Below are 13,781 nucleotides of genomic sequence, written 5' to 3' on the forward strand. Positions count from 1 at the left end.
TGCGTTTGGCTTGGATGGGACCTTGTCCGCGGCCAAGCTGCACCCAGGGGGATCATGAAGTTCGACATGCACCAGGCCCCCGGCCCGCCGCCGTCGGCCGGAGGCGAAGGAAACTTCGATGTCACCCCGCAGGTCATCGGCTCGGTACTCTCCGACGTGGCCCGCCAGTCCGAGACAAACGAGGCCATGGCGAGGGCCCTGGAAACCGCCGCCGCGAACATTGCCTCCGCGGCCCAGGCCTGGCCGGTCGCCGAACAGCTGTCCGGACTGAACACCTATGTGCTCCAGCGAAGCATGCTCATCATCGAGACCCGGATGCGGAACAACATCACCGCGGTCACCGACGTCGTAAACATCCTTCTCTCCGCCGACCAGGAGATGAGCGGCACAGCCCGAACCAGCAGTGCACAGGCAGCGCAGGCCTCCATCATGGATGACCCGCTGGCAGACCCCAACGCCCCGACACGGGCCGGCCCCGGGTTGTGGATCCAGTGATCTCCCAGTGCGGCGACGGGTCCGCAGCCATTGACCTCGTCAGTTTTGAATCCCAGTTCCCGGACACGGACGGCGTCCGCGAACACACTGTCACCCTGCTCTACGCTGCCCGCACCGTCCAGGAAGCCACCGCCGAGAGCACCACGACCTGGTCGGCCCTGCAAAACCCCGGCGTGTATTCAGCTCCCGGCCAGGAGAACGTGTACAGCGCCATGGTCCCGGTCACGAACGCCGCCAATGCGCTGCTCGAGGACGTCGAGACAGCCGCAGCCGCCCTGCGCCGGTACGCCGACGAGGCAGCCGAGATCAAGACCCGGTACCTGACCACGGTGAAGCCGGAGGCGCAGGCCTTCATGGCCGAAACCGCCGGCGACCCGGAATGGAACACCGACCGGGCCATGACGGACAAGCAGGACCGGATCCTCGCGTCCCTCACCGCACTGACCATGGAGCTGGAGGAAACCCAGCGCCGCTGCGCAAACGCCCTCGGAGGGATCTGGGGAGGGGCAACCTATGGTGCCGCCGATGAGACAGGACGTGCCGGGGCAGGGGAGAGGGCCTTCGGGCTGACCGGCCGTGCGTACGAGGCCATGGGCGAGGCGAACCTGCTCAGCTGGGGCAACAACGCCGAATGGAACTACACGGGTTTCAAACAGGGCTCCATCCCGCAGGGCATGATGTTCGGCTTCATGGACGGCGCCAGGGACACAGTCGAATTCGCCGGGTCGCTGCTGTTCATCCGCGGAGCCGAGAAAGGCCAGGAAGCGTGGGCCGGGCTGGGGGACCTGGTGGTCACCATGGGATTCGCCACCCATTTCGGGCCCCTGGGCGATACAGCGCGCGCCAAACTCTGGGACATGGGCGGCGACGCGATCGGCCTGGACATGTGGGAGACCGATCCTGCCCGCGCCGGCGGCCGCAACATCTTCGACATCGCCACGATCCTCATTCCCGGCGGACTCGCCGCCAAAGCCCTCAAAGTCGGAGACCTGGGTTCGGTCCGGCCACACGCCCCAGGCCACGCACCGCACCGCCCAGCCCCTTCCGTCCAGGGCCAGGCCCGTCAGCCGGCAGGCATCTTCGGGGGACTGCAGCCTTCCTTCGCAGGCATCCCCGATACGTGGCTGGCCGATTCTAAAACCTCCGTCTGGCGCAGCGAAGCAGTGGGCCCCGACAGCCGCGGCAGCTCCGGAACTCCGGCAGGAGATGGTCCGCCCCGTTACGGAGTCCGGATGCCGAACCTCAACGATCCGCGGCCCGGATATGTCGGCCGGGCACCTGAGATGCAGCCCCAACTGGGGGAGACCGGCGTCGGTGGTGGTTCCTGGAACTACACCACCGCACAAAGCCACGGGGGTCCCTACCAGCAGTTCATCACCGGCGTTGATCCTGTGGAGGGCAAGTGGCTCGAATACTCCATGCCAGTCGAGAAGGTGACGCCGGGGTCGAAGGGTGAAGTCGACTTTGACGGATACATCCCCGACCCGGGGCCGCCGCCGCTGCACCGCTTCCAGGAGTCGAAAGGCTATTACGCCTGGATGATGAATATCCCTCAGCGTTTTGAGCAGGCACTGAACGATTGGGTCGAACAGTCCGCAAGGCAGATCAGGGCCATCGAGGATGTGCCCAACGCAAGGCTGGAGTGGAACTTCGATGACAAGTCCGTCGCCGACGCTTTCCGTGCACGTCTCGCGGATGATCCGGATGCCAGTGCTTTGCTCGCCTCGGGCCGGTTGACCGTCAACTGGGTCCCCATGAAGAAAGACGGGTAGGTTGAACTTCGTGAAGACTATTAGGGAAATCTTCGGAGCCGGGAGCCGGGCCACGATGAGCCTCGGCTGGAGCGGCCGCGAGGAGGGCTACGAATCATCGGCTGCCCGCCTGTCCACCGCCCTGGTACTCCTGTCGGAGAAGACAGGGATGAGGTGGTACCGCGACACCGAAGACCTGATGAGCAGGAAAGCGACCTTCGTGGTCGTCCCGACCACCCCGGATGCCCTGGCCGGTCTTCTGGAGGAGAGCCGCAACCTGGATTGGGGTGAAACAGCAACGTCCTTCACCGCGTTTCTCAGCACCGGACCGGCAGATAACGACTTGCCGGCGGCAGCCCGGATCCACATCACATGTGGCTCGCCACTGGACCGTTGGAACAAAATCCATCTGGCCTTGGACGATGCCTTCCCTCTCGGCTCCGTTTCCGACGCAGCAGTCATGTTTGCTGAATTCGTTCGCATCTGGCAGCCCGACTACGCCCGGCTGAGCAACTCCGAAGTGAACGCAACCCTGCCCTTGACCAGGGCCTCCTACATTTCCTGGACCTCTGCCAAGGCCTACACCGAGCCGGAGAGCGAGAAGGAAGCCGCTTTCGCCTTCGGAGACGGCACTCTGAGAGTCGCTCGGGAATGGACGGTGGATGGCATCGTCGGACTCAACCAGGCACTGACAGAGGCCGGTGCGCCTCAACTGTCCGTGCGCCCCAAGAAGCAGGACACCCCCCAGTTCCCGGACGAGCTTCCGGAAGGTCTGGAGTCCCTGGACCATGAGGTGGAACTGGCACCTCAGGGGGCTTGAACTGCTGCCAACCAGACAGCGGGCGGGGGCTTATCCACAGCCGCTTCTCCGGCCACGGCAGGGGAGTAGGGGTTGGCGCTAGGCTCGGGGCATGGCCGGCAGGGATGAAATCCGTGAGATGTCCCGGTGGTACGCCGACAAGATGGCGCACGCCGGCTCGCTTGCCATGAAGGTTGCGGACCGGCTCGCCGTGGGAGATACCAGGGGAGCCGAAGAGGCACTCCCGGCCTACCTGGAGGCACGCATGCTGGCCGAGGGTGTAGCGAGCGAGATCCTGCGGCTGTCCGGCTACCGTTCAGGACCTGCCGGAACCCGCTGAAGCAGCAGCCGGGGCGGCGGGAGCCTGGGCTATCTCGTGCTGGCGGCCTGGGACGCGGCTGCGCGCAGCTGGTAGTGGGTGACAGCCTGGGATGCAGCATCCCTGACGGCCTTTTCCGTGGCGGCTTTCTTCTCCGCCGCTGCAGCCTCGGCTGCCTTCTTCTTGGCTGCCTCGTCTTCAGCGGCCGGGCTGTCCTCAGCCGGAGCAGCTTCGCCTGCGGCGGGAGCAGCAGATCCGCCGTCAACAGGAGCGGTGTAGCCGGTGTTGCCCGGAACGTAACCCTGGCCGGACGGCGCAGCGTAACCCTGGGACGGTGCAGTGTAGGACGGGGCCTGGTAGCCGCCGTTGTTCGCCGGAGCCTGGTAGCCGCCGCCGTTATTGGCCGGCGGCGTGTAAGACTGGGTCGGCGGGTTGTAGACCGGGCCAGGGGCCGGCGCCGGGGCAGGTGCAGGAGCCGGGGGCATCGGTGCGGGTGCGGGCTGAGCCGGAGATGTGCCGCCCAGGTCGATCGGAGTGTTGCCCGTGCCCGGGCCAGTGTTGTCTTCGACCCAGTTGCAGACCGGGGGAAGTCCGGGGACGCCGTCCGAGCACACCATGCGTGCGCTGGCGGGGGCTGCTGAGAGCAGCATTGAGGCGCCGAGAACGGCGGTGGTGGCGAGTGTTGCCAATGCCTTTCGCCGCCGCTTCATCGCCGAGCCGGTAGCGTCTTCCTGCAGAATCCCCCATTTACTCATAGTTCTGACACTACGGGAACCGTGGTGCCGACAGGGGAGTATTTCAGATTGTTTCCGCTAGTCAGAGGCGCTTTGGGGGGCCAAATGCAGACCCTGTTTCCGGCGCAAATTTTCAGGGTTTCGGGGCTGTCTTTCCGGTGAGTGCCTGCCGGTGAATCCGCTGCAGCAGTGTGGGGATGGCCGGGTTCTCAGCTGCCGCTGCGACCTCGGAGAGTTGCTGGGCAACCTTCCCATGCGGGTCAGTCCGGAGCGCCCGCGCGATCCGGCGCCAGTCGTTGATGTCACCACGCTCAACGGCTGCGAGCAGTCCTTCAACGCCCCACTGCTCCACGGGATCCTGCGGGCTCACGGTGAGGTTCCGGAACTTCAGCGCCATGACGCCTCCACCTCGGTAAGCATCTGTGCTGCGACGCCGCGGCACGCGTCAACGGTAGCGCTCCAGTCCAGCCATTGGCCGGACAATGCTCCCATGTATTCCTGCTTCGCTGTTTCCGGTGCATCCTTCGGCTGGGGGTCTGCGAGCTGGCGAACGATCTGGGAGCTGACAGCTGATCCGTCGCGGTTCTGGCCGGCGTAGTAGGCATCCATGCCCGAGAGGACCGCTGCTGCTTTGTTAGGCCCCATGGGGCAGACCAGGACGGCCAGATCCAGATAATCACTGGACTGGTTCCGGCACAGGATGAGGCATGCTTTGATCCGCAGGGCTTCCTCCCGTGTCGGGACAGGGGGAGTGGCCACATACAGGTCACCCACCGTGATCGACTCCAGGGGCCGGAGCCTGATGATTCCGCGGAGACCTGTTTCGATGCCGCCCAGGTCACCGGCAGGGATCTCGCTGCAGGTTTCCCGGGTCAGCGCATGGCCGCCATCGGCCGTCAGGGCTTCCTGGTACACGCCAAGGTTCTCCCTCCACTCGGGAGGCCACGAAGCGGTGTCGGTCGGCATGGACCTGTTCTACCACTGGAGCCCCGCAGTATCGAACATTAGGCGATCTCCAGGCCAATATCCCGGTTGCAGGTGACCTGTTTCTTTCCGCCCGGATGTCCGGTACATCGACTACGTTGGCCTCATGAGTATCGACAAAGAGCAGGCACGCGCCCTGTCGGATCGCTTCAACAACGCCCAGATTCACGCAGGAATCATGGCATCGGTCGTGGCAGACCGTCTTGCAGCAGGCGACCTGGAAGCTGCAAGGGAGGCACTGCCGGGCTATCTGGAAGCCCGCGGGCAGGAGGAACAGCTCAGCGCCGAGATGATCCGGCTGGCCGGCCTCGAAGATGTGGACGCAGGCTGACACCAGGCCATAAGGAAAAGGAACTCGACGTGCTCCTTCCAGACGGCGAATACGGCGATGACCAGGACCTTCCGTGGAACGCTCCGGTCAGGCGGCCGGCACTCCATGACGAGGACGAAGACGGTACAGGATGGCTCGGTGCCGAACGGCGGATGCTTATTGCCTGCCAAAGGCTTATGGGCTCGCTCATAGCGTTCGAGTACGAGGCCGCCCGCTACCGGGATGAGCCGCTGGCATGCCTGGACTTTGACGACGCCATGAAAAGCCTCAGCAGGATGTCTGCCCGGCTGGAGCGCGAAATGTCCCAGTGGCGGACGGCCATGAGCCTCATCGAGAACGACACCCAGATTGCACCCAGAAGCGAGCATGGAAGGCCGTGGCGCCCATACCTGAGCCCCCACTGGCTGCTGTACTTCGCGGAGATCGCCAAACCCGGCGACCAGGCTTATCTGCCGCAGCTGCTCAACCGGCTGGCCGAGGAGGATAGGCGGAACCGCGCCCACCACGACGAGATGGCCTCTGTCTGCGGTCGGCCAACCAAGACGGGGGAGCCCTGCCAGCAGATCCCGGTGTTCTGGCCCGGCCGAGGTCGGGTGGCCGCATGCAACAGGCACCTCAGCGCCGGGGAAAAGGTTGAGCTGGGGAAAGCATGGTCAATGGTCGAGGAAGCCCACAGCTGTCCTGCCTGCAGGGTGCCCGCCGGGGTTCCCTGCGACGAAACGGTCAAACTCCAGGTCCTGCCCGACGGTGAGTTCCCCAGGGTGCGAACCTTCGCCGGCCGCATGATGCACAACGTGAGGCTGAAACGCGGCGCACCTGCGGAGTCCTGACCGGATTGAGAAGGGCTGGAAGAACTGGTGCTGGGTCATCATTGGGCCAGGGCTGAGGGTAGTGATGAATTCGATGAGAATGCCTCTCAAATAGAATTGGGCATGCCCACAATAACCGTTCCTTTTTCTGAAGACCTCCACCTGGATGCCGCCGTTACAGCACTTCTGCACGTGAGGCAGGGCGATCCAACCTACCCGCCGCCGCGCGATGCAGACGCGACAGCTGCGTCCTTTTCTCGCTGGCTGCTGGAGGAGGAAGTGCTGGGCAGATGGGTGGCGCTCGTTGACGGCAAGGTGGCCGGGCACCTGGCAATGACGCGGGCACACCCATACCTGAACCGCGCCTTGTCTGCACTGGGATACACATCCATTGCGGAGAACGGCTTGAGTGAAGTCTCTAAGTTCTATGTGGACCCGGTCTTCCAGGGCTGCGGTGTCGGCACAGCACTGTTTCAGACCGGTTTTGAGTTCGCCCGGGCAAGGGGATGCCAGCCGGCCCTGGCTGTTATCTCAACCTCCGTGCTGGCCAGGAAATTCTATTCAGGCAAAGGCATGCTCGAAGTCGGAAGCTTCATGGGAATCCATGGCGAGAACTTCGTGTTCGTTGAGGACGCGCCCGTGTTCACGATGCAGGAGGCGGCATAGCAGGGAGTATTGGGCGGATCCCTAACGCCTCGATAGGCTGAGCCGCATGGAACTCATGGGGCAAGTGGAGCATCACGATCAACTGCGCGCATGGGCGCGCGGCGACATTACTGCGGAAGCGGCCGTGGAGCTTCTCATTCGTGCGTTTGGCGGCCGGTTCGCCGACCGCGGGAACGCGTGGGTTGTGCCGGACGAGCCAAGTGCCTGGGTTGACTGGGAGAAGATTCCCGAGTGGACTGGCGGACTGTCCGGCGGTGAGCGCCGCTTCCTGCTGCTCGCCGCGTCACTGGGCGGCGGGGAGCCTGCAGACCTCTCCGACGTGTCGATGCTCGACTACGCCCTGCAGGACCTGCTCCTGGATGCGCTGCGTCACGCCGGAGGGCGCAGGGTCTTCTAGGGCTTAGGTTGACGTAACGTTCGTTATCGGCGCTCAGAATGAGCCTTCGGAAGCGGTTCCAGCTGAACTTAATTTTCTGCGCAAGCGACATTTGATTAGGTACCCTGAATGCCACATCACATTTGGGGGGCTGACTTGAATAACAAACTTGCCATTGTTCCGCTGGCCGTCACTCTTTTGGCGACCCTTAGTGCCTGTGGAGCTGACAATGAAGGCCCCTGCACGAGTTTCGAATCGGCTTACAATAAGGCCGACCTGGACGACAAAATGCTGTTCAAGGACGATTACTTTTTCACCCAGTCACTGCAGGAACTCGGCGATGTGGCAGAGGCTGCCTCAACGGAGGCTTCCGGGGATGTGGAGTTCCACACCCTGAATTTCGCGCAGCACGTGGACCAGTACGTTGAAACTCGACTGGGCACTGCCGAGGAAGCAAGAACTATTGATCGCCGCGTCAGGCTTTGGGAGGTAAGGGACGACATCGTCGATTCCTGCGAGCAGAGCGGCCATCCCATTGTGCTTGAAGAAGACGACGTGCCGTAGCGCCGGATTCCAGCTGGTTTCGCACCCTTGCTTTCCCCAAAAGAGGGCTTGGCTTAGGGCGCTGGAAGATCCGCCGGGGTTGTTCCCGGCTCCGAGAGGTTCGCTGATGCCCGGCGGTTAGAGTGTTCTGCCCGCGGTGCCGCCTGCGAGCAGCTGGGAGGCACGCTTGGGGATGAGGTCCTGCAGGAACTCCAGATCCACCGGGGCGGGCACATCCGCGGCGGCCTCGGCAGCGTCGTGCAGGACGGCTTCTGTGGTGTTTCGGGCTGCATCCTCGCCCAGGCCCCAGGAGACGGCTTCGGCGACCAGATGTTCAAGGGTGATGTAGGGCAGTCGGATCTGCCTGTTGACTGCGTGCCCGGCATTGACGCTCTGCGCGTACAGGAGCAGGGTGGGCGCGACGTCGTAAAGGGGCGCAAGCCGGACTTCGCCGTTATCCCCCAGGCTCAGTGAGTAGTTCTTGGAGTGGGCGTCACCGTTGCCGATCAGCAGGTTGAAGGTGATGGCACGCAGCAGATCACAGTGGAAGGCGTCGGCTGACCGGGTGAAAGGCGCGGCAAGACCGGCTATCTGTCCAAGACGAGAACGGGCAGCCAGCCCGCCTTCGTACTTCGAGCTGCTGGGCAGGGACAGGGCTTGCGTAAAGTCCTCCTGATGCAGGCGGCTGCCGTCATCGCTCCGGTCGAACCGTTCCACGACAATGGCCTGCCGGGATCCGAAGGTTTCCATGCTCGTGCTGGCTGCCGGAAGCCCGGCGGCAGCAGCAAGGCTCAGTGCCCAGTGTTCGGATGGAAGCAGTAAAGGGATGGCCGCGTCAGTGGGTGCCGGCTTGATGATGTGCGTCGACGCCGCCCCCCGGCCCGGCCACGCCCACCCGTCGGCCAGGCGGGTCAGCAGCACTTTCGACTGCACCCCGCCGAGCGATGCGGTCACCAGGAAGCCTTCCGGAAGCTCCCATGTCGGCAGGGACTCGACCGCGGCTGTCACCTGGTCTTCGGTCATGGGTGCCGCGGCCAGGGGTGCTTCAGGTTCAACCTCTGGTGGCAGCACCTGGACGGCTCCGGCGCAGTCGGCACCCAGGACGGTCAGCAGTCCGTAGGCGTCGGGGGTGCTGACATTGTTCTGCGAGGCTAGGTGCGCCCGGACCTGGCCCTCGGGCAGGAGTCCGTCGAAGTAGTTGTACACCTCCGGGCCTTCATAGCGTTTGCGGCGGACCGGCATGGACAGGGACAGCAGGATGCTGCCGGCGCCGTATTCGGCGACGGTGGCACTGTCGTACTGGAAAGAGAGCCTCAGGTCCTTTCCGCGCAGCTCGCCGATGTGCCGGCCGCGGAGAAAAACGTTCAGGAACCTTGGGGCGCTCACTGGCGGACCTGGACCTTGGCGAAGCGCGGGATGAGGGCGACGTCCCGGCCGATCAGCCGGATCGCTTCCATGGCCACCACCAGGGAAACGGGGCGTCCGCTCTCGAGGCGCACGATGGTCCCCCTGGTGACCTTCAGGTGCTCGGCAACCTCTTGCTGGGTCATGCCGGCTTCACGGCGTGCCTCGGCAATGGACCTGCCAAGGCTTGCGGCGTCGACAGCCCGGAAGAACGGGGTGGTCTCATGTTCCATATAAAGAACATACGCCCAGTTCAGCGATAAGTGCAATATATCGAACAAATTGGTTAGTTCTGCCATTGTTCGTTATAACGAACAGTGGCAGTCTTGGACGGCCCCGACCGAGTGTTCAGCCCTGCTCGTAGCGTTCTACGATCCGGGATGCGAGGTCAGCACGCACGGCGCAGTCGGCAATGGCAGCGAAGTCGGACACCCAAGATGCGAGGTCTTCGGGGTCGATAACCTGGTCATCGCCAATCGTCTCGTGGAATGTAAATGTAATCCGGCCGTCGAGGATTCTGACTTCTTCTCCGTGGTCGGGGTCCAGCTGCGGAACGAAGCCAATGTAATCTTCCAGGACGCTCAGCGCCTCAGCACGGGCATCAACCTCCTTGCTGCCGTCATCCCAGCCGAAAAGTTCGCGCACGTCAGTGTCATCGGGATGGGTGACCGTAATGCGCACCAAGCCGTCGTCGACAAGAAGCGTCATAACGCCGATGCCTTTGATGCCGTGGCTTTCGGGACCCAGCTGGCGGATCGCGCCGCCAAGGTCTGTGAGGTCGAGCGGATTGGGCTGAGTGTTCCGGATTCCTGTCATAACCCCTATGTGTGCGGACAGGACCCGGTCAGTCACCGTCAGGTTAATCGCCCTCTGTCTCGCAGGCACTGAGGTACTGCCGGAGGAACCGCGTCCGTGCCTTCATCCATCGAAGGTCCGTCATCAGACCGCTGTGAACCTGGACGGCATCGGCGCGATCCTTGTGGACCTGGGACTCTGCGCGTGTCCCCAGGCTGCGGTGGAAGATCTCAGTCAGCGCCGCTTCGGTGAGTTCCTTCCCCACAATCCCTGTCTGCTGCGTCCAGGCCAGGACACTGTCCAGCGCCGGGTGGAAGAACACGGGCACCGCATGCAGTCCCCGGGCACGCGCCTGTTCTGCCAGCGTGTTGCTCTCGGCTGCTTCCCGGGCGACGGCCGCGGCGAGGGCATAGATTCCCTGAAGAAGGTCCTCTACATCCCTGCGGACAGCTGTGGTGAAATCTTCGGCGTAATCCCCCACGCCCTGGGTGGCCCTGACAGCGATTGCGTACACAGGCGCGGTCGACTCACCTACGCGGCTGGTGCCGGCTGACTCAGAAATATGCTCCATAAGCCCTATGTGTGCGGACGCATCCTGGTCAGTCACCAGGCCCAACCTTTTCCCGCTGTCTCATAGCCGGCCCGAACGCACCCTATAGCAAATGCACTGGGTGCGCTCGGGCCAGGGTGATGCCTAAAGCTCGCCGTACTTGGTCTCGTGGAACTGGGCCCCTTCAATTCTCAGGCCGTCGGCAGTCCTTCCAACCACCGCAGTCCACTCTCCGGCCACCCGGTAGACGCTTTCTCCGTCCGGCAGCTCTGAGGTCACCTTGGGGTTCGCGGCGGCAAAGTCCTTGAACGCCTCCGGGGAGACGCGGTAGAGGACTTCGAATTCGAACGGGTACTGGATGTACTCTCCGGCGTCCCCGTAGGGGGCTGTCCCCGTGCTCGGATCCATCTGAACGCGCGCGGACGCAGCGCGCGGTTTCCCGTCGTGGATGAGCTGGGGAATGATCGGAGGCAGCCCGTCTCCTTGAGATGCTGTAATGAGAACCGGGCTGGGGACAGCAAACGCGGCGTCGACGAGCATCGACGGACCGAAGTGCTTCTCGGGAGCCCCGGAGCTGCGCCACAGGCCTACCCCTTCACTGCCGGTTTCCAGGGCAACAGAGTCAAGCAGCTCGGAGACGACGTACTCGGATGAGAGCCGCATTCCCTCCATGAACTCTTCACGGCTCCAACCGTACTGGTTGTACATGTTCTCCATCCGGTCCCATTCCGCGGCTGCGCCGGCGACCTCGCCAGGTGCCAGGGCAATCTTCTGGTAGGTCGACCCGTCCGGCGCCGTGACTTTATCTCCGTTGATGATGTCGAAGCCGTTCTTCTTCCATTCCGCTTCTTTGTGGTCATCGGCCGTCAAAGACGGCTGAGCTGTCTGGGTACGGGTCGGGATGCCGCTTCCTTCAGCCTCAGCTGGAGTGGACGTGCACCCGCTCAAAGCTGCCGTAGAACCAATAAGAACTGTGATTGCTGCAAATTGACGCGCAGCTATTGAGAATCGAGACATGGCGTGGAATTTACCAGAATTGACCCGCCGCTCTTCGTTGTTTTTTGGATAACCGAAAATGTGACTTCGTATTTCCGAAGTTCAGCTTGTCTCTGCGCTAGGCGCCAAGTCTTTCGATGAGCGGGACCGTGAACTGGATCCGCTGGGACCTCGGTGTTGTGTCCATGAACCGGCGGAACAGGCTTGGGCCCTTGGCTGAATCCAGCAGGAGGGCGCGCCTGTCTTCGGGGTTGTCCGCGGGGAGACTGAGGATGAGCTCCTTGAGTTCCTCCAGGCGTTCAATGCACCGCGGGGGCGGAGTCGTACCGTGCGACCAGGAATGGAGTGCCCGGCCCGGCACATCGAGGCATCTGCCGATCTGGTTCGCCGTCAGCCCTGACTCGGCCAGCAGCCAGGCAGCGGTTGATGCATAAGCCTTCATGCCCATCCTCCTCCGCCGGCCATCTCGCGTGCAGCGGCCGCAACATCCCTGAAGCGGCCCTCCATGATCGCTTCTACCGGAGCGGTGCCGTCGAGCCGGGGATTCATTCCGATGAACCACAGGCGGGCGACGTCGGCGCCTTCTGAAGCCTCGATGAGCTGCCACTGCTCGTAGGCGCACTGCAGCCTTTCAAGGGCCTCCGGGCCGGGTGCAGGGCGTTCTTCCCGGCACCAGCCGTCGACCACTGACCGGTCCTTCTCTCCTGCCAGCGCCGCAACCAGGGTCCGTCCCAGTGAAGCCACCAGAGCGCGGACGAGGCTGCCAGGCGTTACTGCCTCAGGTTTTGTCTGGGCGGCCTCGGTGCTGGTGGCGGTCCGGGCGAGTGCTTCCTCGATGGCCAGCACCTTGGCAGCAGCCGATGTCTGCGCCTCGGCATCCCCGGTAACGAGAGCGTCCAGCAGATCAGCGAACGGCGAGATGTAGCAGCCGTTCAGGTCCACGGTGGTGTGCCCGGGATTTGAGCTCAGTGCGCTGGAGAGCAGCCGCATGAAGCTTTCGATAAGGTCTGTCGCCGTTGCCGGCACGGAGGAAGTAGTGTCCATGCCTCCTATGTGTGCGGACATCACGTGAATCGGCGCACCTGGGTGAGAAGAGAATCCACCGAAGCGGTGATTTCAGGGACTTCCCAAGCCTTGACTCCTCCGCATTTGCCCGCTGGCACAGTAACTCCGGTCCGTTCCAGGCTCTCGGTGAACCGGTAGGCAGTGGCAGTGGATACGCCCAGCAGCGCAGCCACCTTCTCTGCTGTCAGGACCGGGTGGGCCGGCAGGTGGTCGAGGATCCGCCGCAGGCTCGAGGGGAAGGTGCCGCGCCCCTGTTCAGCGTGATGGCTGCGCGTCCTGCTGATCTCTGCGGCCAGGTTATGCCCCCTGTCCACGGCGATGCCTGCAGCTTCGGCGAGCCGGAGGACGATGGGGCCGATGTCTCCGTCCCGGTACGCCTGAAGGGACGCGAAGTAAGAACGCGTGTCAGCCAGCAGGCCCAGAGAAAACGGGAGGACGACCTGCCTGGTAATCTCCCGAGCTCTCAGCAGGCCGGAGACCATCGCCCGGCCAGTCCTGCCATTGCCGTCAATGAACGGGTGAATGGTCTCGAACTGTGCGTGCGCAATGGCTGCCTGGACGAGCACCGGAATGTCTTCGCGCCGAAGGAACGCTTCCAGGTCCTCCATCGCGGCCCTGATTCTGCCGGCGGCGGGAGGTACGAACGCTGCCGTGTGCGGCGCACCTCCGCCAATCCACGCCTGGACGTTCCGGAACTGGCCGGGCCCTGACTCCGGGCTGCTCTCAAGCAGGACCTGGTGGATGTGGCTGACAGTGGCGGTGGCCGGGGTGCCGGCGGAGACCGCGGTCAGGGTTGCGGCGGCGTTCGCGGCCACGAGTGAGGCAACGGGGTCTGAGGTTTCCCCGGCCATGGCCAGTTCAACCTGCAGGGCGCCGGAGGCCAGTCCTTCGATCCGGGAGCTGGCGGAGGCCTCGGTCATGAGGAGCAGGTGCCTGATGTCCAGCTCGCTGAGTCCCGTGACGGCGTCGAATCGGACCATGTCAACGGTGACCGCTTCGACGAGGGCCTGGGTGCGCAGGTTCAGTGCCGGCTGCAGGTCGGCAATGGAGGGCGGAACGGCGGCGTCATAGGACGGCCCGCTGTGCTCTTCATAGGCGACTGCGGGCCAGGGTGCCGCGTCGGTGCAGCCGGTGTGCTGGTGCATGGTCCCCCTGAGAAAGTCG

General features: G+C 63.8%; 20 protein-coding genes. 9 read left to right on the forward strand and 11 right to left on the reverse strand.

Going from position 1 to position 13,781, the window contains the following annotated elements; all coding sequences use genetic code 11:
- The first annotated feature begins 54 nt into the window (after positions 1 to 54).
- The 4 genes from NF551_RS16680 (at position 55) to NF551_RS16695 (ending at position 3,385) form a co-directional block, all read left to right on the forward strand.
- Complete coding sequence (locus NF551_RS16680) at positions 55 to 495, forward strand: DUF6507 family protein (protein ID WP_227897276.1); 441 nt, start codon at positions 55 to 57, stop codon at positions 493 to 495.
- Positions 492 to 2,267: a hypothetical protein gene (locus NF551_RS16685; RefSeq protein WP_227897275.1), complete on the forward strand. Its 1,776-nt coding sequence runs from the start codon at positions 492 to 494 to the stop codon at positions 2,265 to 2,267. Before NF551_RS16680 ends, NF551_RS16685 begins: the two co-directional genes overlap by 4 nt.
- Before the next feature lie 10 nt (positions 2,268 to 2,277).
- On the forward strand, positions 2,278 to 3,066 hold the full coding sequence (locus NF551_RS16690; RefSeq protein ID WP_227897274.1) for a hypothetical protein: 789 nt from the start codon (positions 2,278 to 2,280) through the stop codon (positions 3,064 to 3,066).
- Positions 3,067 to 3,157: 91 nt separating this feature from the next.
- Positions 3,158 to 3,385 (forward strand): hypothetical protein, encoded by a 228-nt coding sequence (locus NF551_RS16695; RefSeq protein ID WP_227897273.1) that lies wholly within the window; start codon positions 3,158 to 3,160, stop codon positions 3,383 to 3,385.
- A gap of 29 nt (positions 3,386 to 3,414) precedes the next feature.
- Here the strand turns inward: NF551_RS16695 and NF551_RS16700 are convergent, their stop codons facing one another.
- The 3 genes from NF551_RS16700 to NF551_RS16710 all read right to left on the reverse strand — a co-directional run bounded on the left by NF551_RS16700 (position 3,415) and on the right by NF551_RS16710 (position 5,064).
- A complete protein-coding gene (locus tag NF551_RS16700; RefSeq protein WP_227897272.1) occupies positions 3,415 to 4,119 on the reverse strand; it encodes a hypothetical protein in 705 nt (234 codons plus the stop codon).
- 112 nt (positions 4,120 to 4,231) lie between these two features.
- Positions 4,232 to 4,495, reverse strand: coding sequence for a hypothetical protein (locus NF551_RS16705; protein WP_227897271.1), 264 nt, complete (start codon positions 4,493 to 4,495; stop codon positions 4,232 to 4,234).
- Positions 4,486 to 5,064 carry a hypothetical protein gene (locus tag NF551_RS16710; protein ID WP_227897270.1) on the reverse strand — a complete coding sequence of 193 codons (579 nt, stop codon included), beginning with the start codon at positions 5,062 to 5,064 and terminating at the stop codon, positions 4,486 to 4,488. Before NF551_RS16710 ends, NF551_RS16705 begins: the two co-directional genes overlap by 10 nt.
- 124 nt (positions 5,065 to 5,188) lie before the next feature.
- Here NF551_RS16710 and NF551_RS16715 point away from each other — a divergent pair, with 124 nt between their 5' ends.
- From NF551_RS16715 to NF551_RS16735, 5 genes are all read left to right on the forward strand, one after another.
- Positions 5,189 to 5,413, forward strand: a complete 225-nt coding sequence (locus tag NF551_RS16715) for a hypothetical protein (RefSeq protein ID WP_227897269.1) — start codon at positions 5,189 to 5,191, stop codon at positions 5,411 to 5,413.
- A 29-nt stretch (positions 5,414 to 5,442) separates the two neighbouring features.
- On the forward strand, positions 5,443 to 6,243 hold the full coding sequence (locus NF551_RS16720; protein ID WP_227897268.1) for a hypothetical protein: 801 nt from the start codon (positions 5,443 to 5,445) through the stop codon (positions 6,241 to 6,243).
- 102 nt (positions 6,244 to 6,345) lie between these two features.
- Complete coding sequence (locus NF551_RS16725) at positions 6,346 to 6,888, forward strand: GNAT family N-acetyltransferase (protein ID WP_227897267.1); 543 nt, start codon at positions 6,346 to 6,348, stop codon at positions 6,886 to 6,888.
- 46 nt (positions 6,889 to 6,934) lie between these two features.
- Positions 6,935 to 7,285: a hypothetical protein gene (locus NF551_RS16730; protein ID WP_227897266.1), complete on the forward strand. Its 351-nt coding sequence runs from the start codon at positions 6,935 to 6,937 to the stop codon at positions 7,283 to 7,285.
- A gap of 108 nt (positions 7,286 to 7,393) precedes the next feature.
- Complete coding sequence (locus NF551_RS16735) at positions 7,394 to 7,828, forward strand: hypothetical protein (protein WP_227897265.1); 435 nt, start codon at positions 7,394 to 7,396, stop codon at positions 7,826 to 7,828.
- Positions 7,829 to 7,945: 117 nt separating this feature from the next.
- On the opposite strand, the gene NF551_RS16740 is transcribed toward NF551_RS16735, so the two are convergent.
- The 8 genes from NF551_RS16740 to NF551_RS16775 all read right to left on the reverse strand — a co-directional run bounded on the left by NF551_RS16740 (position 7,946) and on the right by NF551_RS16775 (position 13,762).
- Positions 7,946 to 9,193 (reverse strand): HipA domain-containing protein, encoded by a 1,248-nt coding sequence (locus tag NF551_RS16740; protein ID WP_227897264.1) that lies wholly within the window; start codon positions 9,191 to 9,193, stop codon positions 7,946 to 7,948.
- Positions 9,190 to 9,444, reverse strand: coding sequence for a helix-turn-helix transcriptional regulator (locus NF551_RS16745; RefSeq protein ID WP_227897263.1), 255 nt, complete (start codon positions 9,442 to 9,444; stop codon positions 9,190 to 9,192). The genes NF551_RS16740 and NF551_RS16745 overlap by 4 nt, the downstream gene beginning before the upstream one ends.
- A gap of 115 nt (positions 9,445 to 9,559) precedes the next feature.
- On the reverse strand, positions 9,560 to 10,027 hold the full coding sequence (locus NF551_RS16750) for a hypothetical protein (RefSeq protein ID WP_227897262.1): 468 nt from the start codon (positions 10,025 to 10,027) through the stop codon (positions 9,560 to 9,562).
- Positions 10,028 to 10,070: 43 nt separating this feature from the next.
- Positions 10,071 to 10,577, reverse strand: a complete 507-nt coding sequence (locus NF551_RS16755; protein ID WP_227897261.1) for a hypothetical protein — start codon at positions 10,575 to 10,577, stop codon at positions 10,071 to 10,073.
- 123 nt (positions 10,578 to 10,700) lie between these two features.
- Positions 10,701 to 11,504, reverse strand: coding sequence for a hypothetical protein (locus tag NF551_RS16760; protein ID WP_227897260.1), 804 nt, complete (start codon positions 11,502 to 11,504; stop codon positions 10,701 to 10,703).
- A 166-nt stretch (positions 11,505 to 11,670) separates the two neighbouring features.
- The gene (locus tag NF551_RS16765; RefSeq protein ID WP_227897259.1) at positions 11,671 to 11,994 is read right to left on the reverse strand and encodes a hypothetical protein; all 324 of its coding nucleotides are present in this window, start codon (positions 11,992 to 11,994) and stop codon (positions 11,671 to 11,673) included.
- Complete coding sequence (locus NF551_RS16770; RefSeq protein WP_227897258.1) at positions 11,991 to 12,596, reverse strand: hypothetical protein; 606 nt, start codon at positions 12,594 to 12,596, stop codon at positions 11,991 to 11,993. Before NF551_RS16770 ends, NF551_RS16765 begins: the two co-directional genes overlap by 4 nt.
- 20 nt (positions 12,597 to 12,616) lie before the next feature.
- Positions 12,617 to 13,762 carry a Fic family protein gene (locus NF551_RS16775; RefSeq protein WP_227897257.1) on the reverse strand — a complete coding sequence of 382 codons (1,146 nt, stop codon included), beginning with the start codon at positions 13,760 to 13,762 and terminating at the stop codon, positions 12,617 to 12,619.
- Between the last annotated feature and the right edge of the window lie 19 nt (positions 13,763 to 13,781).

Source organism: Arthrobacter caoxuetaonis (assembly GCF_023921125.1).
Lineage (GTDB): Bacteria > Actinomycetota > Actinomycetes > Actinomycetales > Micrococcaceae > Arthrobacter_B > Arthrobacter_B caoxuetaonis.